This is a genomic window from methane-oxidizing endosymbiont of Gigantopelta aegis (assembly GCF_016097405.1).
Lineage (GTDB): Bacteria > Pseudomonadota > Gammaproteobacteria > Methylococcales > Methylomonadaceae > Methylomarinum.
On record NZ_JAEHGD010000001.1, the window covers coordinates 375622 to 398283 of the forward strand.

21 protein-coding genes and 1 pseudogene are annotated in these 22662 nt (G+C 45.7%); 7 read left to right on the forward strand and 15 right to left on the reverse strand.

Annotation, left to right across the window (positions count from 1 at the left end):
• The first annotated feature begins 16 nt into the window (after positions 1-16).
• Together JEU20_RS01900 and arsB are read left to right on the forward strand one after the other, a co-directional pair.
• Positions 17-505: an arsenate reductase ArsC gene (locus tag JEU20_RS01900; protein WP_198243429.1), complete on the forward strand. Its 489-nt coding sequence runs from the start codon at positions 17-19 to the stop codon at positions 503-505.
• Positions 506-515: 10 nt separating this feature from the next.
• The gene (gene arsB / locus JEU20_RS01905; protein WP_198243430.1) at positions 516-1616 is read left to right on the forward strand and encodes an ACR3 family arsenite efflux transporter; all 1101 of its coding nucleotides are present in this window, start codon (positions 516-518) and stop codon (positions 1614-1616) included.
• 120 nt (positions 1617-1736) lie between these two features.
• Here the strand turns inward: arsB and JEU20_RS01910 are convergent, their stop codons facing one another.
• From JEU20_RS01910 to bioB, 6 genes are all read right to left on the reverse strand, one after another.
• A complete protein-coding gene (locus tag JEU20_RS01910) occupies positions 1737-2132 on the reverse strand; it encodes a bacteriohemerythrin (protein WP_198243431.1) in 396 nt (131 codons plus the stop codon).
• Between the two features lie 88 nt (positions 2133-2220).
• Entirely contained in the window at positions 2221-2886 is a 666-nt protein-coding gene (gene bioD, locus JEU20_RS01915; protein ID WP_198243432.1) for a dethiobiotin synthase, read from the reverse strand.
• Positions 2883-3659 (reverse strand): malonyl-ACP O-methyltransferase BioC, encoded by a 777-nt coding sequence (gene bioC, locus JEU20_RS01920; protein ID WP_198243433.1) that lies wholly within the window; start codon positions 3657-3659, stop codon positions 2883-2885. Before bioC ends, bioD begins: the two co-directional genes overlap by 4 nt.
• The gene (bioH, locus tag JEU20_RS01925) at positions 3649-4455 is read right to left on the reverse strand and encodes a pimeloyl-ACP methyl ester esterase BioH (RefSeq protein WP_198243434.1); all 807 of its coding nucleotides are present in this window, start codon (positions 4453-4455) and stop codon (positions 3649-3651) included. The genes bioC and bioH overlap by 11 nt, the downstream gene beginning before the upstream one ends.
• A 50-nt stretch (positions 4456-4505) precedes the next feature.
• Positions 4506-5663, reverse strand: a complete 1158-nt coding sequence (gene bioF, locus JEU20_RS01930; RefSeq protein ID WP_198243435.1) for an 8-amino-7-oxononanoate synthase — start codon at positions 5661-5663, stop codon at positions 4506-4508.
• Between the two features lie 11 nt (positions 5664-5674).
• The gene (gene bioB, locus JEU20_RS01935) at positions 5675-6667 is read right to left on the reverse strand and encodes a biotin synthase BioB (RefSeq protein ID WP_198243436.1); all 993 of its coding nucleotides are present in this window, start codon (positions 6665-6667) and stop codon (positions 5675-5677) included.
• 162 nt (positions 6668-6829) lie between these two features.
• On the opposite strand from bioB, the pseudogene JEU20_RS01940 reads away from it, so the two are divergent.
• Positions 6830-7947, forward strand: a pseudogene (locus tag JEU20_RS01940) (ISAs1 family transposase).
• A 20-nt stretch (positions 7948-7967) separates the two neighbouring features.
• Positions 7968-8669 (forward strand): ComF family protein, encoded by a 702-nt coding sequence (locus JEU20_RS01945; RefSeq protein WP_198243437.1) that lies wholly within the window; start codon positions 7968-7970, stop codon positions 8667-8669.
• 191 nt (positions 8670-8860) lie between these two features.
• Here JEU20_RS01945 and JEU20_RS01950 read toward each other — a convergent pair whose 3' ends face one another.
• Genes JEU20_RS01950 through JEU20_RS01990 form a run of 9 tightly spaced genes read right to left on the reverse strand, consistent with a single transcriptional unit; the run spans position 8861 to position 19409 of the window.
• Entirely contained in the window at positions 8861-10246 is a 1386-nt protein-coding gene (locus JEU20_RS01950; RefSeq protein ID WP_198243438.1) for a sigma-54-dependent transcriptional regulator, read from the reverse strand.
• Entirely contained in the window at positions 10243-11631 is a 1389-nt protein-coding gene (locus JEU20_RS01955) for a sensor histidine kinase (protein WP_198243439.1), read from the reverse strand. The genes JEU20_RS01950 and JEU20_RS01955 overlap by 4 nt, the downstream gene beginning before the upstream one ends.
• 2 nt (positions 11632-11633) lie before the next feature.
• The gene (locus JEU20_RS01960) at positions 11634-12182 is read right to left on the reverse strand and encodes an NADH-quinone oxidoreductase subunit B family protein (protein ID WP_198243440.1); all 549 of its coding nucleotides are present in this window, start codon (positions 12180-12182) and stop codon (positions 11634-11636) included.
• 9 nt (positions 12183-12191) lie between these two features.
• Positions 12192-13766 carry a hydrogenase large subunit gene (locus JEU20_RS01965; RefSeq protein WP_198243441.1) on the reverse strand — a complete coding sequence of 525 codons (1575 nt, stop codon included), beginning with the start codon at positions 13764-13766 and terminating at the stop codon, positions 12192-12194.
• The gene (locus JEU20_RS01970) at positions 13763-15226 is read right to left on the reverse strand and encodes a hydrogenase 4 subunit F (RefSeq protein ID WP_198243442.1); all 1464 of its coding nucleotides are present in this window, start codon (positions 15224-15226) and stop codon (positions 13763-13765) included. The genes JEU20_RS01965 and JEU20_RS01970 overlap by 4 nt, the downstream gene beginning before the upstream one ends.
• The gene (locus JEU20_RS01975) at positions 15223-15900 is read right to left on the reverse strand and encodes a formate hydrogenlyase (RefSeq protein WP_198243443.1); all 678 of its coding nucleotides are present in this window, start codon (positions 15898-15900) and stop codon (positions 15223-15225) included. Before JEU20_RS01975 ends, JEU20_RS01970 begins: the two co-directional genes overlap by 4 nt.
• On the reverse strand, positions 15900-16844 hold the full coding sequence (locus JEU20_RS01980; protein ID WP_198243444.1) for a respiratory chain complex I subunit 1 family protein: 945 nt from the start codon (positions 16842-16844) through the stop codon (positions 15900-15902). The genes JEU20_RS01975 and JEU20_RS01980 overlap by 1 nt, the downstream gene beginning before the upstream one ends.
• Entirely contained in the window at positions 16844-18973 is a 2130-nt protein-coding gene (gene hyfB / locus JEU20_RS01985; protein ID WP_198243445.1) for a hydrogenase 4 subunit B, read from the reverse strand. Before hyfB ends, JEU20_RS01980 begins: the two co-directional genes overlap by 1 nt.
• Before the next feature lie 22 nt (positions 18974-18995).
• The gene (locus JEU20_RS01990) at positions 18996-19409 is read right to left on the reverse strand and encodes a hypothetical protein (protein WP_198243446.1); all 414 of its coding nucleotides are present in this window, start codon (positions 19407-19409) and stop codon (positions 18996-18998) included.
• Positions 19410-19726: 317 nt separating this feature from the next.
• Here JEU20_RS01990 and JEU20_RS01995 point away from each other — a divergent pair, with 317 nt between their 5' ends.
• The 3 genes from JEU20_RS01995 (at position 19727) to JEU20_RS02005 (ending at position 22522) form a co-directional block, all read left to right on the forward strand.
• A complete protein-coding gene (locus JEU20_RS01995; RefSeq protein WP_198243447.1) occupies positions 19727-20113 on the forward strand; it encodes a transposase in 387 nt (128 codons plus the stop codon).
• Positions 20113-21756, forward strand: coding sequence for a SulP family inorganic anion transporter (locus tag JEU20_RS02000; RefSeq protein ID WP_198243448.1), 1644 nt, complete (start codon positions 20113-20115; stop codon positions 21754-21756). The genes JEU20_RS01995 and JEU20_RS02000 overlap by 1 nt, the downstream gene beginning before the upstream one ends.
• Positions 21757-21823: 67 nt before the next feature.
• Positions 21824-22522, forward strand: a complete 699-nt coding sequence (locus JEU20_RS02005) for a DUF2490 domain-containing protein (protein ID WP_198243449.1) — start codon at positions 21824-21826, stop codon at positions 22520-22522.
• Positions 22523-22662: the final 140 nt, after the last annotated feature.

The window sequence follows — 22662 nt, forward strand, 5'->3', positions numbered from 1 at the left end:
TTTAGAGATGCTATCAATGACTCAAAAACCTTATAATGTTTTAGTGGTATGTACCGGCAATTCCTGTCGCAGTGTGATGACCGAAGCCTTGCTGAACCATTATGGCCAAGGGCGTATTAAAGCCTACTCTGCGGGCAGTCATCCTATCGGCAAAATCAATGAAGGTGCCCTGGCTACGTTAAAAAGACATGGTTTACCGACCGAAGGTTATCAAAGCCAATCCTGGGAAGACTTTGAAGCGATTCCGATGGATATTGTCATTACCGTTTGTGACAACGCCGCCGGAGAAACCTGCCCCGCTTATTTAGGCCAGGCAGTGCGTGCCCATTGGGGCGTATCCGACCCAGGCCATGTGGAAGGAACGGAAATGGAAAAAATTACCGCCTTTGAAAAAACCTTTGCCATTCTCGAGCAACGTGTCAAACACATGATGACATTACCCTTTGAGGAAATGTCCGAGCAGGCCCTGACTGAAAAACACAATGACATCGGAAAAATTCAATAGGCATCCCGCCATGAGTTCACAACATAGCAACATCGCAACAGCTGAGCCTAAGCGTTTGAGTTTGTTTGAGCGTTATCTATCCCTCTGGGTCGTATTATGCATGGGCATTGGTATTTTCTTAGGTAAACAATTCCCCGAGATTACAGACGGCCTGCGCAAACTGGAATTTGGCCAGGACAGTCATATCAACATACCGATTGCTGTCCTGATCTGGCTAATGATTTATCCGATGATGCTGAAAATTGACCTTTCCAGTGTGTTGGATGTACGTAAACGACCGCGCGGAATTTTGATTACCCTGTTTGTCAATTGGCTGATCAAACCCTTTTCAATGGCGCTGATTGCCTGGCTGTTTTTTAAACACCTGTGGTTACCATTCATCGGTGCCGAATTGGCCGATCAATATATTGCCGGATGTATTATCCTGGCGGCCGCACCCTGTACAGCAATGGTTTTTGTCTGGTCGTATCTGAGCGATGGCGACCCCGCCTACACCCTGGTTCAGGTCTCACTGAATGATTTACTGATGTTAATCTTGTTCGCCCCGATTGTTGCCTTTCTGATCAATGGTGCAAGTGATCTGACTGTACCTTATGATGTATTGTTTTACAGTGTCATAGCGTTTATTGTTATTCCATTGGCTATGGGCAGCTTAAGTCGGGTTATATTGATCCGTTTGAAAGGCCTGGACTGGTTTGAAAAACGCTTTATCGCTTTTTTTCATCCGATCACTGTACTGGCTTTATTATTAACGCTGATTTTTATCTTCGCCTTTCAGGCCGATAATATCACCGGAAAATTTATACACGTCGTCTTGATTGCGATCCCGATTCTGCTTCAAGTCTATTTTAATTCTTCGTTAGCCTATGGTCTGATGAAGATATTTAAAGTCCCCTTTAATATCGCAGCTCCCGGTGCTCTGATCGGTGCCAGTAATTTCTTTGAACTAGCCGTAGCGACGGCAATTGCCTTGTATGGCCCAGAATCAGGTGCCGCACTGGCAACCGTGGTCGGTGTCCTAGTGGAAGTCCCCGTTATGCTATCGGTCGTTGCTTTTTGTAACCGTACTCGACATTGGTTTCCTGAACAACCCGTAAATGTTGAAAAATAATGCGCCTAGCCCGATGATATTGAAAATAGAAACAGGTAAAAACGCACATAAAAAAACCATGCCTGATTCAGACATGGTTTTTTATGAGACTTTGAGTCTATTCGTTACAAACTCGTGGCATCAGCCTATAGCCGATGAATACGCAAAATCAAATGTTGGGATATGCTTATCTAGCCAGTCTTTTACCATTTCACCCACTTCTGCAGTCACATCCGCCTCACCGGCATGGAATTTCTTTTGTAAATCAGCGCAAATGCCGACTAACGCATCATGTTCTGCTTTATGCGCCGCCAGACCATCGAAGCCTGCTGCTTCCATTTCGCGTTCTTCGTGCGCAAAATGGTCAACGACATATGCGATCAATGCATCCAATGAGGCACCGATAGTCGCACGATCTGCACCACTTGCCACATCATCATAAAGCTTGTTCAACAACCGAAATATTTCTTTATGCTCTTCATCTGCAAAGCCTACTTTAGTGCCGTATTGTTCTTCTGTCCACGTCATTAATGGCATAACGTTCCTCCAGGTTTTTGATTGTTATAATGGAGTGGCCATTATCTCCGCCAGCAAAAAATACGATTTGATCTGGGTCAATTTTTTATTAAAAACCCTTTAAATAGTGTGCCATTTTTTCGGCATCTATTCTTTCCATATAGGGTATAACGCCTAAAAGCGGCGATGCTTTGATAGTCTGCTGAATGTATTGGATATTTTCTTTAGCCAATTGCATTTCCCGATCATTTAAAACCGCAATCCAGCCGATACATTCTGCACCTGATGACTGAATCGCCCGCCAGCTCAGCAATGCCTGATTGATACAACCTAAGCGAATGGCGACCACGAGAATGACTGGAATCCCCAAAGCATGAGCCAACTGACAATTATCCAGCGTTTCCGACAAAGGCGAATACCAGCCTCCTGCGCCTTCAACCAGGATACGGTCAGCCTGTTGTTGAATGCTGTTAAAGCACTCTTCGATTAAGGATAATTCAACATTTTCTCCACAGCAGGCCAGATGCGGCGATACCGGCTGTTTGAATGCGTACGGATTGATAACAGAATAAGGCAACTTAATCGATGCTTGTTGTTGAATCAGTATGGCGTCTTCATTCTGCCATTGTCCCTGTCGCCATTCACAGCCTGCGGCAATCGGCTTCATGCCGGCCACATTAAAACCCTGTTGTTTAAAATAGGCCATCAGCCCTAGTGTAACCCAGGTTTTTCCGACCCCGGTATCCGTTCCGGTTATAAAATAGCTTGATTTCATAGCTGCGCCTGTACGAAAAAAATTTCATAACTGGCGATAATGTCGCCATTGAATTGTTTAGGATAAGCGGCAATCATCTGATTAATGTGTTTACGCGTTATCAACCTTTGTGATTGCCGGCCGTTGACATGCTGCGCACCAATCCCTTTCAGCTCTCGCATCAATGCCCAGACATCCCGATATGACAGCGTATAAAGCCGGCTGTTTAAATGGATTGATGTAAACCCTGTACGTTGCAAGGCCATTTCGATATGATCGGATGGATAAAAATCATTCACATGCACAGCATCATCCACATGCTTCCAGGCCGTTTTAAGTTCCTTTAAGGTGGCAGGGCCAAACGTCGCAAAAGCCAGTTTTCCTGATGCTTTCAAACACTGCTGAACACCCTTAAAGACAGCACTTAAATCGGAACACCATTGCAGAGCCAGGCTGGAATAAATCCAATCGAATTGATTATTGACAAATGGCAAGGCTTCGGCATCCGCACAGATGTGATGACAACGGGTCAATGCCGGCCTTTGCCGCGCTCGATGCAACATGGGCAAGGCTATATCCAGTGCAAACAGGTTTTCAACGGCAACATGATCTGCCAGTTTTTCAGTTAAAAAACCGGTACCACAGCCTAAATCCAAAACCGTTTGTTGAGACGTCGGCATCTCGGATTGATGCAATAAATCAACTGCAACCTGTTTTTGAAGTCGTGCCATGGCATCATAACTTGCGGCAGCGGCTGAAAAGGATTGGCGAATTTTGGATTTGTTATGCGTCATCGACAAATTGAATAATAGCCTGTTGAATGTGTTCGCTATGGGTTAAAAAAGGCGCATGCCCTGCGCCTGCCAACAAACTTATCTGGCAATCGGGTCGCCTTTGTTTAATCACCTTAGCTAATACTGGCGGAATCAGTTTATCGTGATCGCCAAATATGGCTAGAACAGGCTGTGACAGTGCTGCCAATTCGTCCCTTAAATCACAGGTTTGCAGGATTTTCAGCCCGCCTTGTAAGGCTTCAACGGTGGGAGGTGGACAGCTTTCGATAGCGGTTTTGAGTTGTCTCAACAAATGCTTACCCTCTGGCAGACCATTGACTTGCAAGGCCAAAAACCGTACTAAAGTTTGATGGCTATCATGCATCAGATTTTCACTGAAACGCATCAAAACATTGGGATGCACCCCGGGCCAATCGTTTTGTTCAACAAAACATGGATTTCCCGCTAGTGTTATCACACGGCTGACCCGCTTTGGATAGCGCCAAGCCATATCCAGCGCGATACTTGCGCCTAATGACCATCCTAATACCATAAACTGCTCAGTCGGAATCGCCTGCAATAGTATATCTGTCACTGTTTCCAACTGATATGGCGCACATAACCCACTTAAACCATGCCCCGGCAAGTCCAGACAAATGACTCGAAAATGTTGTGCTAGCTGTTCAGCCAAAGTCTGCCAGAGGCCTGAATGCATTGACCAGCCATGTAACATCACTAACGCAGGCTTAGTTTGACCTAATACAGCCTCGTTTTTGTCCGGCTGCGTTAGGGGATATTCTTTGAGATATATGCTCATAAATAGTTAATGAAAGATGGATGTTGTGCAGGCCTAGTGCCACACCTGACTCATTGCAGACAATGAGCAAGCGCATCGAGCAAGGTGTCGATGTGTTGCGTCTGATGTAATGCCGATAAGGTAATGCGTAAACGTGCTTGTCCTTTCGGCACCGTAGGTGGGCGAATGGCGCTGACCCACAAGCCGCGCGCCCATAATTGCTGACTAATCGCCAAAGCCTGCTGGCTATCGCCAATCAAAAGCGGTTGAATCGCCGTATCAGATGGCATGAGTGACAAACCGATCTGCCGGGCAGACTGTTTAAAATAAGCGATATTCTGCTGTAATATCGCCCGTTTATCGGCCCCGATTTCGCCCTGAACAAGACGCAGACTGACTCGGGTTGCCTCACACACGGTTGGCGGCAAGGCGGTTGTATAGATATAACTGCGCGCTTTCTGGATCAGAAGCTCGATCAATGCTTCGGAACCGGCTACAAAGGCGCCAAAGCAGCCAAACCCTTTTCCCAATGTCCCCATTAAAATCGGTACATCTTGTTGTGCCAGTTCAAAATGCTCCACGACACCCGCGCCAGTGCGACCTAAAACGGCCATACCATGCGCGTCATCGATCATCAGCAGACTATTGCGCGTATTTGTCAAGCCTACCATCTCTGGCAATGGTGCTAAATCGCCATCCATGCTGAACACCCCATCGCTAACCAGCAATACATCACCTGGCGCTTTGCTCAATTTAGCCTTCAAATCGGCCATATTCCGATGCCGATAACGTTGCAGCCGAGCCTTAGATAATAACGCACCATCCAGTAATGAGGCATGATTCAGGCGATCTTGCAATACCCAATCGCCACGCTCACACAAGGCCGAAATAACACCCACATTCGCCATGTAGCCGGTGGAGAACAATACGGCTTTTTCACGGCCGGTAAATGCCGCCAGCTCTTCTTCCAAGGCATGATGTGCATGGCTATGCCCACAAATCAAATGCGCCGAACCACTCCCCAAGGGATATTGACTCACTGCGTGCTGCAATGCTGCTTTAAGCTGTGGATGTTGCGACAGGCCCAAATAATCATTACTGCAAAAATTCAGGCAGGGTTTACCATCGACGATAAGTTCCACACCACTGACAGCCTCGACAATACGCCGCCGCCGATACAAGCCTTGTTGCTGCTGCAATGCCAATTCGGCATTAAAATCGGTCAACATCAAATTATGCTTTAGCTGGCGTAACTGGAACCACCCTGATGCAAGCCTAAACGTTCAAACAATTGTAAATCCCGATTGGTCATCGGGTTATCGGTGGTCAGCAATTTTTCGCCATAAAAAATGGAATTGGCACCGGCCAGAAAACACAGTGCCTGCATTTCATCTGTCATTTCATTACGTCCTGCTGACAAGCGCACTCGCGACTCCGGCATCATGATGCGCGCCACAGCGACAGTCCTCACAAATTCCAATGGATCCAGCTTTTCAGTCCCGGCCAATGGTGTACCTTCCACTTGTACCAACATGTTAATCGGCACACTCTCCGGATGTTTCGGCAAATTCGCCAGTTGTTGCAAGAGTTTGGCACGATCATCATCGCTTTCGCCCATACCGATGATACCGCCACAACAAACATTGATGCCAGCGTCACGCACACGCGCCAGCGTATCCAGCCTGTCCTGGTAGGTGCGGGTAGTGATAACCTCAGAATAATACTCTTCCGAAGTATCCAGATTATGATTGTAATAATCCAGTCCACCATCTTTAAGGCGCTTGGTTTGCTCATCGGTTAACATACCTAAAGTCACACACGTTTCCATGCCTAAAGCCTTGACCCCTTGCACCATTTCCACCACCCGTTCGATATCGCGGTCTTTTGGCGCACGCCAGGCCGCTCCCATGCAAAAACGCGATGCGCCTTGTTCCTTCGCACGTTTGGCTGTTTCCAAAACTTCTTCAATCGGCAACAAGGCTTCCGGTTGTAAATCCGCATCATAGCGTGCGCTCTGTGGACAATAGCCACAATCCTCAGAACAGGAACCTGTTTTAATGCTCAGCAAACTGCTGATTTGGATTTCGTTAGGATCAAAATACTGCCGATGTAGGCTTTGCGCCTGAAAGATCAAATCGTTAAACGGCAGATTAAATAAAGCCTTAATCTCATCGAGTTGCCAATCATGGCGGATAACCGACACATCGGCCGGGAATGAAGGGCGCGCGGACATACGAGCAATCTCCTGCAAAAAGGTTAAACTAAGAGCAGCAATATTCAACAAATTTTATCGACTTGTCAACCTACCCTACATCAAATGGCAGGGCAATCGGGTTTAAAAAAGGGTTGAAATTATAATTTAGATAAGGTATTGGTTTTATCATTTTGATTATAAATGACAGTTACCCCAACGGCCTCAATTATCCACCATTTTTCAACGATTGCTGATCCAAGAGTAGATCGGCGAAAGAAGCATCAACTCACTGATATATTTTTCATCACCTTGTGTGCGACTATTTGTGGAGCCGATAACTGGGTGGCCATTGAAAAATTTGGAAAGGCTAAAGAAAGCTGGTTCACTGAACAGCTTGGTTTAGAAAATGGAATCCCTTCACATGATACGTTGGGTGCTGTTTTTGCCGCCATAGATACGGAACAATTTAGTCAATGCTTCTCAAACTGGGTGGCCGATCTAGCGGACTTGGTTGAAGAAGATATTATTGCAATGGATGGCAAATGCTTAAGGCGCAGTATTGATAAAGCCTCAAATAAGTCAGCCATCTATATGGTGAGCGCCTGGTCGCGGAAAAACAGTTTGGTTTTAGGTCAGGCGAAAGTGGATGATAAATCCAATGAAATTACGGCCATACCCAAACTTCTGTCGCGTTTGGATATTGCAGGCGCTTTGATTACAATTGATGCAATGGGGTGCCAAAAGAAAATAGCCAAACAGATTATCGACCAAGGCGGTGACTATGTTTTGAGTTTAAAAGGAAATCATGGCACCTTACATGAGGATGTAAAGGCCTATTTTACATCCGCTTTATCGCCAGAAATTGCCACAAAAACCGTCAATGGTGAGCATGGGCGAATTGAAACGCGTTCTGTTCGTGTCACGGATGAGATTGAATGGTTAAAAAAGGAGCATTCCTGGTCAGGATTAAAAAGTATTATTGCCGTCACAGCAGCACAAGAGAAGTGGATGAAAAAATAACCGAGGAAACACGCTATTTTATAAGCAGTTTAAGCGCAAACGATCCAAACAAGTTAGAGCATGCTGTTCGCGCTCATTGGGCGATTGAAAATAACTTGCATTGGGTTCTTGATCTTGCTTTTGATGAGGATAGCAACCGAACCCGCAAAGGATATAGTGCTTCAAACTTAGCTGTCATTCGACACATGGCCTTAAATTTAATAAAAGCCGAGGAAACGGCCAAAGTCGGTGTAAAAACCAAGCGAATGATGGCAGGGTGGGATAATGATTATTTACTCAAGATTCTTGGTGTAATTTAAACCCGATTGCCCTGCATCAAATGGTAAACAACTGGCTTAAATTTATACAGCACAAGCTGTTTCCACCGAGCTGCATCGTCTGCGATCATGCAGGCTTTGACCATAAAGATATATGCGCCGCCTGTTATGCTGATTTAATATTAAACCTATGTCATTGTCGCCTTTGTGCAACGCCGTTAACCAGTGAGACTAATCATATGCAGTTATGTGGCCAATGCTTAAAAAAACCACCGCGCTATCAACAGGTGAGTGCCCCTTTTTTATATCAACACAGTATACGCTGGCTGATTACCGGCCTGAAATTTCATCGACAAGTCAAAAATGCGCGCTTGTTGGGCCAACTCTTTATCGATTACTTACCTAGCGAACATCCCTGGCCTGATTTTATCGTTCCCGTTCCACTACATCCTAAACGCTATCGTCAAAGGGGCTTTAATCAATCACAGGAAATTGCCACAACGGTCGCTCGTCAGCTCGAGATTCCGCTGCGCCCCAATCTCTGTCAGCGCATCAAATACACCCCACCACAAAGTCTTTTACAAGCTAAACAACGGCATAAAAACATTCGCCATGCCTTTAACGTCAGCGCATTTCCGCAAGGTTCCAATATCGTTATTTTCGATGATGTGATGACAACAGGTGCCACAGTTTCTGAGCTAGCGAAAGTTTTAAAACAAGCCGGAGCCGGCCAGGTCTGGGTCTGGGTTTGTGCGCGAGCTTGATAAAAAGCTTGCATGCACTACTAGGAGGCTGTCGGATTTAGAAAAATTCTACTGCGACAGTGGGAAATCGGTCCATTTTTCCAATCTTTTTCGTTGCGTAGCATCACTATGCGCCTCAAAAGATCGAAAAACTGTCCTCGATTTTCCACTCGTCTCGTTACGAATCCCTAAACCCGACAGCCTCCTAGGAGTCAATGTCCGGTTAAATGATATTTTTGCACTCGATAACGCAAAGTTTCGCGGGTTGTGCCCAGCATTCGAGCGGCTGCGGTGACATTATGGTCGGTTTTCTCCAATACCTTCTGGATAATAAATTTCTCCATGTCCTGTAAACTCAAACTGCCATCTAGCGGTAATAAAATACCCGCATCGCCAGTCGGTTCGACAACCGGCGTATCAGCCGGTAACGCCAGTTGTAGCCACTGCTCCGGAAACTCTTCATCCGTTGCCAATAACACACAACGTTCGATAATATTGCGTAATTCCCGAACATTACCTGGCCAATCATAATTTTCCAGTTTGTACCAGACGCGATCTGGAATATGTCGTACCTGTTTACCTGACTTGGTATTGTTTTCAGCGATAAACTGATGAACCAGGTCGGGTAAATCTTCCATTCTGTCGCGTAAAGGGGGTATCTGTATATTGATGACATTCAGTCGATGGTATAAATCTTCTCTGAACCGGCCTTCTTTTACGCGCTGCCGCAAATCCTGGTGAGTGGCCGCGATAATTTGTACATCGACATCAATTTCCTGTTCGCCGCCAAGCCTACGGATACGCAACTCTTCCACGGCCTTGAGCAACTTACCTTGCAACTCTAAATCCATTTCCCCGATTTCATCGAGAAACAAGGTGCCAGAATGCGCCAGTTCAAACATACCACGACGGCGTTTTTTAGCGCCGGTAAATGCCCCCGCCTCATAGCCGAATAATTCCGCTTCCAGCAATTCATGTGGTAATGCTGCGCAATTGATTTCAATCAACGGCATGTTAGCGCGGCGCCCAGAATAATGTAGTACTTTGGCAATTAGCCCCTTACCGGTTCCGGTTTCACCGGTAATAATCAAACTTGAAAATGGCACTTTTGCCATTTGCTGAACCATTTCTCGTAATCGTTGCATGGCTGGGCTTTTACCGCTCAAAGCACTGAGGGTATAACGGCTGTTTTGACGTTGTGTTTCATTCTCCAATCGGCGCTGAATACGGGCGCTACGCGCTGCACCCTCTACCAGCATATTCAATCGTTCCAGATCACACGGCTTTTCGATAAAATCATAGGCGCCCAGCCGCACGGCACGAACCGAGTCGGAAACACTGCCAAAACCGGTTAAAAAAAGCCATTCGCAACGCGGCAGTCCATCTTTACAGTGCGCCATAAAATCCAGCGCATTACCATCCGGCAAATTCATATCGGACACTATCACCAGCGGATCAAACTGTTGATTTTCCAACATTGATTTAGCCGTCGCCAAATCACGGGCAATCTGAACCTCCCAGCCTTTCTTCTGAAAATAGCGGGCGATTTCATTGCCCAGAAGAATTTCATCTTCAATCAATAGCAAACTGTTTTTCATTGCAAATAGCTTAAGGTCAGGCGCACACAGGCCAAGCCCTGCTCTGTGTTCCACACGCTTAAATCACCGCCATGCGCTCTGGCGAATCGTAATACCATCGGTAACCCCAACCCCGTACCGTGTTTTTTATGACTGGCAAATGGACGAATTCCCTGTTGCAAAAATTCATCAGAAAAACCGGCACCAGTATCGAGTACATCAATAATAAGCTGCTTGTTTTCGATGTTTACCCGCACGGTGACCGTTCCGGCCTGGCTGCCAATTGACTGTATTGCATTCAAAATCAAGTTTAATAATGCCTGGCGCAATTCATTTTTAGGTAAAAACACGTCAATGTCTGGATCGCATTCAAGCTTAATATGGATTTTTTCATCAATTTGATAGTTTAACAAGGTAATTAGATCCTTAATCCAGTCATATAAAATGAAGTGAGTGGGTTGTTCGGGCTGCTGCCTGGAATAGACCAGTAAATCATTCAAACGCCCGGTTAAGCGCTTGATTTCATTATGTACTAATTGCAAGCGTTCACACATATCCCTGTCCTGACAATCTTGACACATATTTTCCAGCGCAACTTGTATACCCGCTAACGGGTTGCGTAATTCATGTGCCGCACTGGCCGCTAACTCGCCAACGGCCGCTAAACGTTCTGCGCGTGCCAGACTATGACTTTGTTCCAATAGGCTATGGGTGGCCTGGCGGACTTCCTGCTCCAGCGAGGCGGTATGTTGCCGATGTTCCTGCTCCAGTTCACGCAAGCGATTGACCAGACGGTTATAGCTATCGAACAAGGCTTTTATGGCCGGATCAGTCTTACCCGGCTCCACAGGTTGCCGACTGCCTTCGGCCAGACGGGTCAACAAGCGCTCCAGGTTATTGATCGGCTCTGTCACGAAACGCTTGAAATAAAACCGTCCCACTAATAAAAACAACAAAACGACACCCGTCGGCACTAAAATAGCCAGCTTCAGTTCCAGTTCGTTATTGGCATAAATCTTGTCGAGCAGGCTTTCTTCAGCTTTGAGTTGAGCCGATAAGGTTTTGTGTAAAACCGGCAGAATGGTGTTTTTATCAATACGACCTGCCTGATGCGACAAGATGTTCTGAAGCTGCTCCAGCAATATTCGGGTTTCGTCCGGTATTTGAGGCTGATTATGCAAAAATGCCTGCAATAATTTTTGTTTGTCGGGCTTACTGGGTGTTTGGTCTTGCAAAATAAACAATAATTGCTCTAATTGATGACTTTGAACAATCTCTTGTTTAAGGCGATCGATACGCTGAAGATTTTTCCAGCTCATTCCACTTAAGGCGACTAATTCACTTAAGGCCAGAACACCCAGTAACAGGCCAATCACGACAACTGGCCTGTAAATTAAACGATTCATCGTTATTTTTGACTGGCAGCCAACGGCTGTGACTGGGTTTTTACGCCGTTTATCAAGCCCAATATGCCTTTGAGCAGCATCTTAGGCGTCGGCGGGCAACCTGGTATGGTCACATCCACAGGAATTACCTTATCGACACCCCCACAGCAGGCGTAACTCTCACCAAATTCACCTCCACACACCGCACAATCACCTGCGGCAATCACCCATTTAGGTTCGGGCGTAGCCTGCCAAGTTCTCAACAAAGCGGTCTGCATATGACGCGACACCGGCCCTGTCACCAATAACACATCGGCATGACGTGGCGAGGCAACAAAATGGACACCAAAGCGTTCAACGTCATATATTGGGTTGTTCAAAGCATGGATTTCCAATTCACAGCCATTGCAGGAACCGGCATCAACCTCACGAATTGCCAAACTGCCTTTAAAATGACGGTCAATCTGCTGTTTAACTTCAATACCTAATTGTTCCAGATCATCAGATGTGGGTTTTTTAACCCGTTCTGTCACAACACCCGTTTTCAGCGTTTTACTAAACAGTCTTAACATGATAATTCCTTATAAATCATGGCCGGAATACGAGCCATTCAATGATTTATTACAAACCGGAAAATCCGGCACGATGTTGTTCAACACAATTTTTTCCAATGCTGGCCAATTCACACAGCTTGGATCCCGCGTATAAAATCGACTGATACAATTATTTTCATCAAAACGAACATAGCTGATAATCTCACCGCGCCAGCCATCAATCATCGCCAGTCCTTCAGCCTGCGCCTGGGGTCTTTTCCAGTCCGCTTTGATCGCACCTTCAGGTAACTGACTCAGCATTTGCCTAAGTAATTTGATAGATGCAAAAATCTCCTTCACTCTGACCCAAACACGCGAAGCCACATCGCCCTGATCTTCCAACACGGCATTAAATTGCAAGGCATGGTACGGGGCATAAGGCTTATCCCGGCGCACATCAAAATCCTGGCCACTAGCGCGGCCAACATATCCCACCACACCAAAATCTTGTGCGGTTTGTGGCGACAAATAACCTGCAGTGTAAAGCCTGTCTTCCAATGAGGAGTTCATATCGATGGCCGGCACAATAACATCCAATTCCTGTCGCAATGTTTTTAATGCCTGTAATTGCTGCTCACAAGCATCAGGGGTAATATCAAGACTAACGCCACCCGGAACGATATAGTCCATCATTAAACGATGTCCAAAATCTTTTAACTGTGGTCTAAGCCACTGTTCCCTGAGTCGTGAGAATTGCATTTGGGCAAAGGCAAAACCAACATCGTTACAAATTGCACCAATATCCCCTAGATGATTTGCTATCCGCTCCCGTTCACAGGCAATGCCACGCAACCAAGCCGCACGCTCTGGAATTTCGACAGATGCCGCCTGCTCCATCGCCTGACAGGCTGCCCAACCATGGGCTACCGTACTATCACCCGAAATCCGCGCCGCCAGTCGCGCCAGTTTTTCAGGACTACGGCCAACGGCCAGCTTTTCAATGCCTTTATGCACATAGCCTAAGCGTTCTTCCAGATTCAAAATGGTTTCACCCACCGCTTGAAAGCGAAAATGTCCAGGCTCAATAATACCCGCATGAACCGGGCCTACCGGAATTTCATACACGCCATGCCCACGGGCTTTGACAAAGGCATAATCCATATCAGGCGGTGTAATGGACTGAGGCTGACCACTTAAAGGAAAGTCCTTTCTCAGTGGATACTCATGTTTGTGCCAGGCTTGATGTTTAATCCAGGGTCTGTGGTCGGGACAATCTGTAAAATGAATCCCTAACAAATCCTGCGTATGCCGCTCACTGCGGTTAGCTGCCGCATAAACGGTTGATTGTGAGGGTAGTTGCGGATGCATTTCAGGAACCGTTGTTCTCAACAACACATAATCACCGTTTTTTTCCAGCAAGGCATTAACATTAAACCCTGCTTCAACCTGCTCAGCCCAACCGGCTACCCAGCGTGCAGACAAGTCCTTAGCTAATCTGGCAGCTTGTTGCCATTGGGATGATTCAATTTGCCATAGCGTTGTATCCTGAATCAAAGATGGCTTATGGCTTATCTGATTGCTCGATAGCATCTGTGAAAACATATCGCGCCATGACTGACTCATAATGGTGCACTCCCTGAAATTAAAATTGTAGCCTGATTAAACCAGTCCGATAACGATTGTGGAATAGAAAGACCTAACCATAAAACCAATACCAAGTGAATAATAACTGGCCATAAATTAGCTTCAACCGCCTGTTGACCTTCCGGACGTTTACCATAAACCATCGGTTGGATATTGCGAAATAAACCGGCACAGGCCAAACCGATACCTAGCAGTAGAAATGGCGTTAACCAGGGATAGCTTTGCATCGTTGCCAACAAAACCAAAAACTCACTGGTGAATACGCCAAAAGGCGGAAAACCGGCAATGGTCAGGGTTCCAATCAACAACCCCCACCCCACACTGGGCTGAGTTTTAATCAATCCGCGGATTTTTTCGATACGCTGAGTGCCTGCAATCTGGGCAGCATGACCGACAGTGACAAAAATAGCCGATTTGGTTAATGAATGCACCGTCATATGCAATAAAGCAGCAAATGTTGCAAATGGCGTACCCATACCAAATGCAAATGTCATCAAACCCATATGTTCGATTGATGAATAACTGAACAATCGTTTGATATCCTGCTGCCGATGCAAAAAAATGGCTGCCACAAGAAATGACATCAAACCGAAGCCCATCATCAAATAGCCTGCGATATGGCTTTGCGTTGCACCATCGACCAACATTTTATTCCGTACAACCGCATACAAGGCATCATTCAACAACAATCCTGACAACACGGCCGACATTGGTGTAGGACCTTCCGAATGCGCATCGGGTAACCAGTTATGCAGTGGTACCAAACCAATTTTGGTGCCATAACCAACCAACATGAAAACAAATGATATTTCCAGAATTTCAGGGTCTAGCTGGCTGGCATTTTGAATCAGTACCGTCCAGGCTAGCGCATTTTCAGCATCGCTGATCTGCATCGCCGCATAATACAGTAAAACTGTACCAAACATGGCCTGGGCGATGCCAACACCGCATAGAATAAAATATTTCCAGGCGGCCTCAATCGATTCTGGTGTCCGATACAAGCTCACCAATAACACGGTAGCCAGTGTTGCCGCTTCCATGGCCACCCATAATATCCCCATATTATTGGTGGTTAGTACTAGGTACATGGCAAACATGAAGCCTTGGTACATCGAATAATACAAGCGTAAACGTTTTTCAGTCAGACGTCCTTTTTGTTGCTCATGCCGCATATAAGGTGCGGAAAAAATCGATGTCGTCAAACCAACAAAAGCGGTCAAAACAATCAAATACACATTGAAAGAGTCAACCAGAAAATAAAGCCCTTCAGATACCAGAGTGCCTGATTCATGCACATTTAACGCCAGCCATAAAGACATCAATAAGGCAAAAGCATTAAATTTTATATTGATCCGGCCAATACGAGGCCTGTGGCCGAACAGGGCGAAAAAAACGACGCCAGCCAAGGGCATCAATAACAATAAATACGCCGCAATCATTGGTCCACCTCATTTAATCGATTCATTTGATCCACATCCAGACTGTCGATACTGCGGCTGATATGCAAAAAGAAAATCCCAAATAAAATAGCCGCCACTAACACATCAAAAGCAATACCTAACTCTACAACCATCGGCATGCCGCGGGTCGATACAATGGCAGCAAAAAACAAACCATTTTCTATCGACATAAACCCCACCACATGGGCAATCGCATGACGATGGGAAATCATCAGCAACATGCCTAACAACACCACAGACAACCCTACGGCCAAGGCGTTTACCAACACGACAGAGGTGTTTTGAATAACCGGGTGCAAAACATAATAGCTGAATACAACAAGCGTCGCGCCGCCCAACATCACGGCCGTATTGTTTTTCAAGGCCTCGACATCACGATGCAGGTTCAATTTGTAAACCTGCTTATGTAGCATCCAGGGAATCAAAAAAACCTTCAACACCAGAGTGATTGAGGCCGAAATATATAAGTGAAAGTTTCCCATGCTATAACCGGCCAGCGCTGTGGCTAACACCAATAACAAGCCTTGTAGTGCGAAAACAAAAATCAACCGCAACAGACGTCCCTGCCCTAACATCAAAAATGAGGTCAGGCCAATCAGAGCTGCTATCGATAAAACGCCTTGTGTATAAAAATCCAGTTTAATGAGTTCCATTAGCGTGATGCCTCCAAAATAATATGACTCAACAAGCCCAACAGCCCCAATAAATAAGCGAAGCTTAGAAATTCCTGGACCCGAAATAAACGCATTTTAGCCAGAGCCGTTTCAGCAATCGCCAGAAATACAGCCAGCACCGCCAGTTTTAACAGCAGCCATAACAGCGCCGCGCCTAATGCTGAGGGCGCAAAATCAACGGCAATACCCCACGGAAAAAAGATATTGCTGATAAGCACGCCATACAACATTAGCTTGATGGCGCTGGCCCATTCAATCAAGGCCAAATGGCGACCGCTATATTCCAGAATCATCGCTTCATGGATCATGGTCAATTCCAAATGCGTTGCCGGGTTATCGACCGGGATACGACCTGTCTCGGCAATAGCTACCAAAATCATTGCAAACAGTGCAAAAACAAACGATGGCCGCAAGACAATGCCCTGATCCAATACATAACCAATGGCACTGGCTAGATTGGTGCTGGAGGCCGTCATGGTCAGGGTAAAAATAGCCATTAACATAGCCGGTTCCGCCAATGTTGAAATAGTCATTTCGCGGGATGCTCCCATGCCACCAAACGCGGTGCCGACATCCATACCGGCCAATGCCTGAAAAAAACGCGCGAAGGCGAAAAAACCAACCAATACAATCACGTCGGCACTGGCCGCAGTAGGTAAATCAATACTGATTAAGGGCACCACGGAAGCGGCCAAAATCATCGCCGAAAACACGATGTAAGGCGTTGCGATAAACAGCCATGATGCGGTATGTGAAACCAAAGGTTGTTTATGGGTTAATTTCAACAAATCTCGGTAAGGCTGTAGTAACGACGGAGCCTTGCGATTTTGTAAGCGACATTTCCACCATTTGACCCATCCCACCAGCAACGGCGCCAATGCAATAAATAACAGTGTTTGTATAAAAGCAAAAATCCAATTCATCAGCTGACCACCCAAAGCAGAAAAATTAAGGTTACAAAGGAATATGCCAAATAAATCCGGATATTTCCGGTCTGAAGTCGGCCGACCATACGCGCTAGCCCATACACCAAGCGTTCAATCGGGTTATAAATCCGTCGCCAGCTATGATCATGTACTTGGAGCTGATAATGGATGTCACTCACTTGCTGGGGAACAGCGCTGGATTTTTTATCAATTTTTTCATCTAATTCCCAAACATTGGCGAAAATACGGCGAAATGGCATCATAAAGGCCACCGAGTTATATTGCATACGATGGTTTAATCCCCCATAACCACAATCCCAGGTTTCGGTACGCTTAAATGCCACCGCAGGATCTCGGCGTAAATACCAAAAACTGACACCACCGGCCAATAGCACACCCAACAAGACCAAAGGTGCGGCATAAGACGCCTGCTCGGCCGAAACGGGTGCCAACCAGAACCAGTTGATGGCGGCTTCATTCGGCAAGGCATGGCCGATAATCTGAACAGAAACATGATTTAGCATGCTGATGACCATACCGGGAATAATTCCCACCAAAAAACACAAACCCGCCAATAATGACAATGCTGCCAGCATCCCTTTATCCTTGATCTCTTCGGCTTTTTCGGCATGACGACTGCGTGGCAAGCCTAAAAACATAACGCCGTAAACATTGACAAAACAGGCTGCCGCCAATGCCGCTGTCAGCGCTAATGCAGCGGCGGCCACTGGAATTAAACTACGCAATACTGCATTATCAATTACATCAACCCGTAAGGCGGTTTGAAATGCCAGCCATTCAGAGACGAAACCATTGAATAACGGTAATGAGGCAATACTCATGCAAGCGACCAAAAACAGTTTGCTGGTATGCGGCATGCGTTTGATTAAGCCACCCATCTCATCAATATTGAGGCTATGCACCTGATGTTGAATAACGCCCGCACCGAGAAACAACAGATTTTTAAACAAGGCGTGATTAAAGGCATGAAATAATGCTGCCATAAACCCTAACGCAGCTATTTCAGGATGTCCCTGGTCGAGAAAAATCATCGACAAACCTAACACCATAAAAATGACACCAATATTTTCAACCGAACTGTACGCTAACAAACGTTTCAGATTATTTTGCATCATGGCATAAAAAATACCGCCCAATGCTGATAAGGCACCAATAATGAGTAACACCACCCCCCATTCCCATTGAATATCGCCCAACAATTCAAAACAAAAGCGAATCAGGCCATATAGGGCAACCTTCAACATCACACCACTCATCAAGGCAGAAATATGTGATGGTGCAACCGGGTGCGCTTCGGGTAACCATACATGGATAGGTACTAAACCGGCTTTCATGCCAAACCCAAGCAATGCTAAAACAAAGGCAACAGACGCCCAGGTGACCGATAAATCAGTATCTCGAAAAGCGTCAAACGTAAAACTGTAATTGGAAGAAAAACCGGCAATGACACCAAACCCCAAAATGATGGCAATCGCCCCGACTTCAGCCATGATCAGATAGAGAAAAGCCGCGCGTCGATTGGCCGCCTCCTGGTGCTGAAAAGATACCAGAAAATAACTGGCTACCGACATCAATTCCCAGGCAATCATAAAAAAGAATGCATCATCTGCCAGCAGCACCATAAATATGCCAGCCACGAAAATGCCGGTAAACAGCCCGAGTATGGCAAATGAATCCTCTTGTTCATCATAGTCCTTAACATACCCTGGCCCAAACAAACTCACAGCCGCTACAGCCAACCCGATAATCAGATAAAAAAAGCCGGATAAACTATCCAAGCGCACATGCCAGGGCAGCCAGGGCAATCCCAAGCTCATCTGATCCCGGATGATGGTTTCTGTGAGTAATACACTAACACCAGCTAAAATTGCCGAGACGCCCGCTAGTCCCAAACACAGAAAAACCAATTGTTGCAACCGTGATTGAAAGCATGTTGGCGACAACGCATCGGCAATAAACTTCTCGGCGGCGGGCGGCAAACTAACCCCTTTGTCCAGTGCCTTGGCAAAACCCGTTGCCAAAACAGCCTGCTGCCGGATCAGCAATGCCAATAGTGCAGAACCCAAGCTCAACACGATGGCCAAATAAGCTAAAAATAAAATCATATGTCCACTCAATACCCTTTAGTTAAAAATAGGAATGAATCAGAACCCCCAACCAGGCGCACATCATCAAGACGAAAAAAACCTGCATCAAACGATAGATACCTGCTTCATCAGACGGGTCGGTATCAGGCATAAAATATTCCACAATACCCATCAATTTTTCGCAGCCTTTCAAGCGTTTATGCTGTTGCGAGATCAAACGACTTAAATATTCAGCTAACGTCCAACCTAACCCGCTTAGCACCACCCCATAAGCTGCAATTTCCCGTCCCCAGGCCCAGTCGCTCATAAACATGCCGATACCTAAAACCAGCATCAAACATAAAAAGCAAAAAATAACCGCAAACAAAACACGTACAAACAACCTGCGGTCACAGGCTGCCTGCCGGTAAATTTCCAGCAAAATCGTTAAATCATTTTTATCGGTGCATTTCATCTGTTATTCCATCGCCAATCGTTTGTACGCTCAACACAAACCTCATTAGCTATTTTCATGCCAGATTTGATGTTACTTGGTTCACCCCGTATAAACCGGGATATTTTTTGTTTTTATCACTCAACACATACGATAAAAAGTGGTGCAAAAAAATAAAAGTGGTTGAAATAAACCAATGGTCATGGTTTATTTCAACCATTTGGACGTATAGAGCGTTAATACAGATGCAGGAGGTAGAGCAACGGCTTTTTGCAACCATACAGCCGTACCCATCCGACAAAACAACATATTTAACCCATTAGCATGATACAAATAGGATGGTTCTGCAAAACATCAAAATTAAATATTGGGTAGCCAGTTTCTTATCGGTTTCAGAAGCGACCGAGTTGGATGAATATCTGCAGAAACATAATCCTGTAATGGCTTGTGGTTGGATTAAGCGTGGTGTGGAATTCACGATTCAGAGTAATACCGGGCGTCAACGTCTCAATGTCAACGGTGCAGTCAATATCGATTCTCTGGATACTGTCTGCCGCTTCTATGACACCATCAATGGCGAGGCAACGATTGATCTTTGTAAGGCGATTGAAGAACGTTACCCGAAGGCTGGGACTATTTACATCATTTGCGATAATGCCACAGCTAACCAATCTGGCACAATTTTTGTTTATAAAATAACGATTGTTTTTAATGGAGATACATAATGACTGAACAAACACTTCCAAAAACCGGCCTGGCAGGCTTGCGCGAAAATTGGCGCAGTGATCTACTCTCCGGTTTTCTGGTTTTTCTGATTGCTCTTCCGCTTTGCTTAGGAATCGCCATGGCTTCAGGGGTTCCACCTATGGCTGGCATCATTAGCGCTGTTATTGGCGGCCTGTTGGTTTCTCGTATCAGTGGTTCCTATGTCACCATCAATGGCCCTGCCGCCGGCCTTATCGTGGTTATCTATGATGCCGTTTATACCTTAGGTAATGGGGATATGATGGCCGGCTACCGTTATGCACTAGCCGCCATTGTCGTCGCCAGTTTGTTTCAGGTCGCCATGGGGCTTATGAAAGCCGGCAAACTGAGTGCATTTTTCCCGGCTTCCGTTGTACATGGCATGCTCGCCGCCATTGGCATCATCATCATGGCAAAACAAATTCATACCGTCTTTGGCGTAAAACCAGACGCTGATTCTCTGTTCGCTACGATTGGCCAGATTCCATCGTCCATCTGGAACATGAACCCGGAAATCGCCATGATTGGCTTATTTGGCTTAATTTTACTGATCATCTGGGATGTGGTGGATAATAAATGGATTAAAATGATTCCTGCACCGATTATTGTCGTGATTGTCGGCATGGCGCTGGGGCAATATTTTGATCTTGACTTGAAGCATCATTATATGGTGTTACCGGATGCTGAATGGTTGCCGCATCATGATTTTACAGTCGGCCCAAAATATCTGGTGGAAGTACCAGCAAACTTTATGGATAGCTTTTATTTTCCGGATTTTGGTAAATTCTTTACCGTTGAATTCTGGGTTGCCGTTGTCAGTATTTGCCTGGTTGGTAGCCTGGAAAGCTTACTCAGTGCCGCCGCTGTGGATAAACTTGACCCTTACAAACGTTGCTCTGATTTAAATAAAGATTTGACGGCTGTTGGCATTGGCAATACAACCGCTGGCCTGATTGGCGGCACCCCTATGATCGCTGAAATCGTGCGGAGTTCGGCTAATGTCAATAATGGTGCTAAGACTGGCTGGGCCAACTTTTTCCACGGCGCATTCTTATTATTATCTGTTGCCTTGTTTCCTCGTCTGATTCACGAAATCCCGATGGCCTCATTGGCAGCACTGCTGGTATACACGGGCTATCGTCTGGCTGCGCCTCGGGAGTTTTACAAGACACTGGAAATTGGGAAAGATAACTTCATTGTCTTTATTGTGACAATTCTCAGTGTTCTGGCTACAGACCTTTTAATCGGTGTGGCTATTGGAATTGTCGTCAAAACCTTGATTCATCTATCGCGCGGCGTCAAGCTGAAAAACTTTTTTTCAATGGCGTTTCATATCAAGCAAACCGATGAAAACACCTACCATGTCCAAATCTCCGGCGCGGCTATTTTTTCTAATTTACTGGGATTAAAAAGCGAATTGGCTGAACTGCCAAAAGGAAAAACCATTTATTTTGACCTCAGCGAAAGCGAGCTGGTCGATCATACCGTCATGGAGTTTTTGCATGATTTTTCTGAAGATTATCAACGCAGTGGCGGTCATTGTGAAATCACAGGACTCGATGAACACGAACCGTTTTCCGACCATCCTCAGGCTGCACGAAAAAAACCTTCGAAACAAAAATAAGCCTATTCCTTTATATCTGGAGAAAGCTGGACACTCCAGCTTTCTTTTCATCTATAGTGAGGTATACATGAAATTTCTGTTACGCATCAGCATCCTTTTTTGTTGTAGCTTAACGGCTGCCTATGCTCAAACAAATGATATATTTGGCGTATGGGGGTCGTTTACGTTAAAAGGTGATTATTCCAAACTATCCCGTTCATTAGATGGCTTTCATTGGCAGATCATGAATCAGGCGCGTACCCGTGATGATTCGGCATCCGGTTCACGCTTGACCGAAAACTTGTTGTTTGTCCAAAGCGGTTATCAACTCAATAAAAATTTCGCCATTGAAATTGGCTATGTTCACGACTGGATTCATCCACTCCATGCTCAGGCATTTCAGGAAAGCCGGGTTTATGAAGACTTGATCTGGAAACAGGCTCTGGGAGAGTTTAAATTCCTGTCTCGCACCCGCATTGATCAGCGCATCAACCAAACCACAGGCAATACCGGTTACCGTGCCCGGCAATTTTTCAAACTCAGTCATTCGGTTCCGCAAATCAAAAACCTGAGTGCTTACCTGGGGGATGAAGTTTTGTTTTATGTGAATAAAAATAATTTTGGCAAACGCGGTTTTTCCGAAAACCGCGTATTAGCAGGCCTGCATTACCAACTGCAACCTGCCCTCGGTATCGACATCGGTTATCTTGGCCAGTACATCGATACAAAAAGTGGTAATAATATATTCACGCACAATCTAACTGCCGGAATAACCTATCGGTTTTAATCCAGCCTATGTGCGAGGCTATGGTATTAGTTTGCGCAATCACTATAGCCTCGTACAATACTAACTAATTTCCAATTATCGTATAATTTCATCAGCCACATTGATGATTTTTCTGCGTTCGGAACGCGCATGTTGCTGCA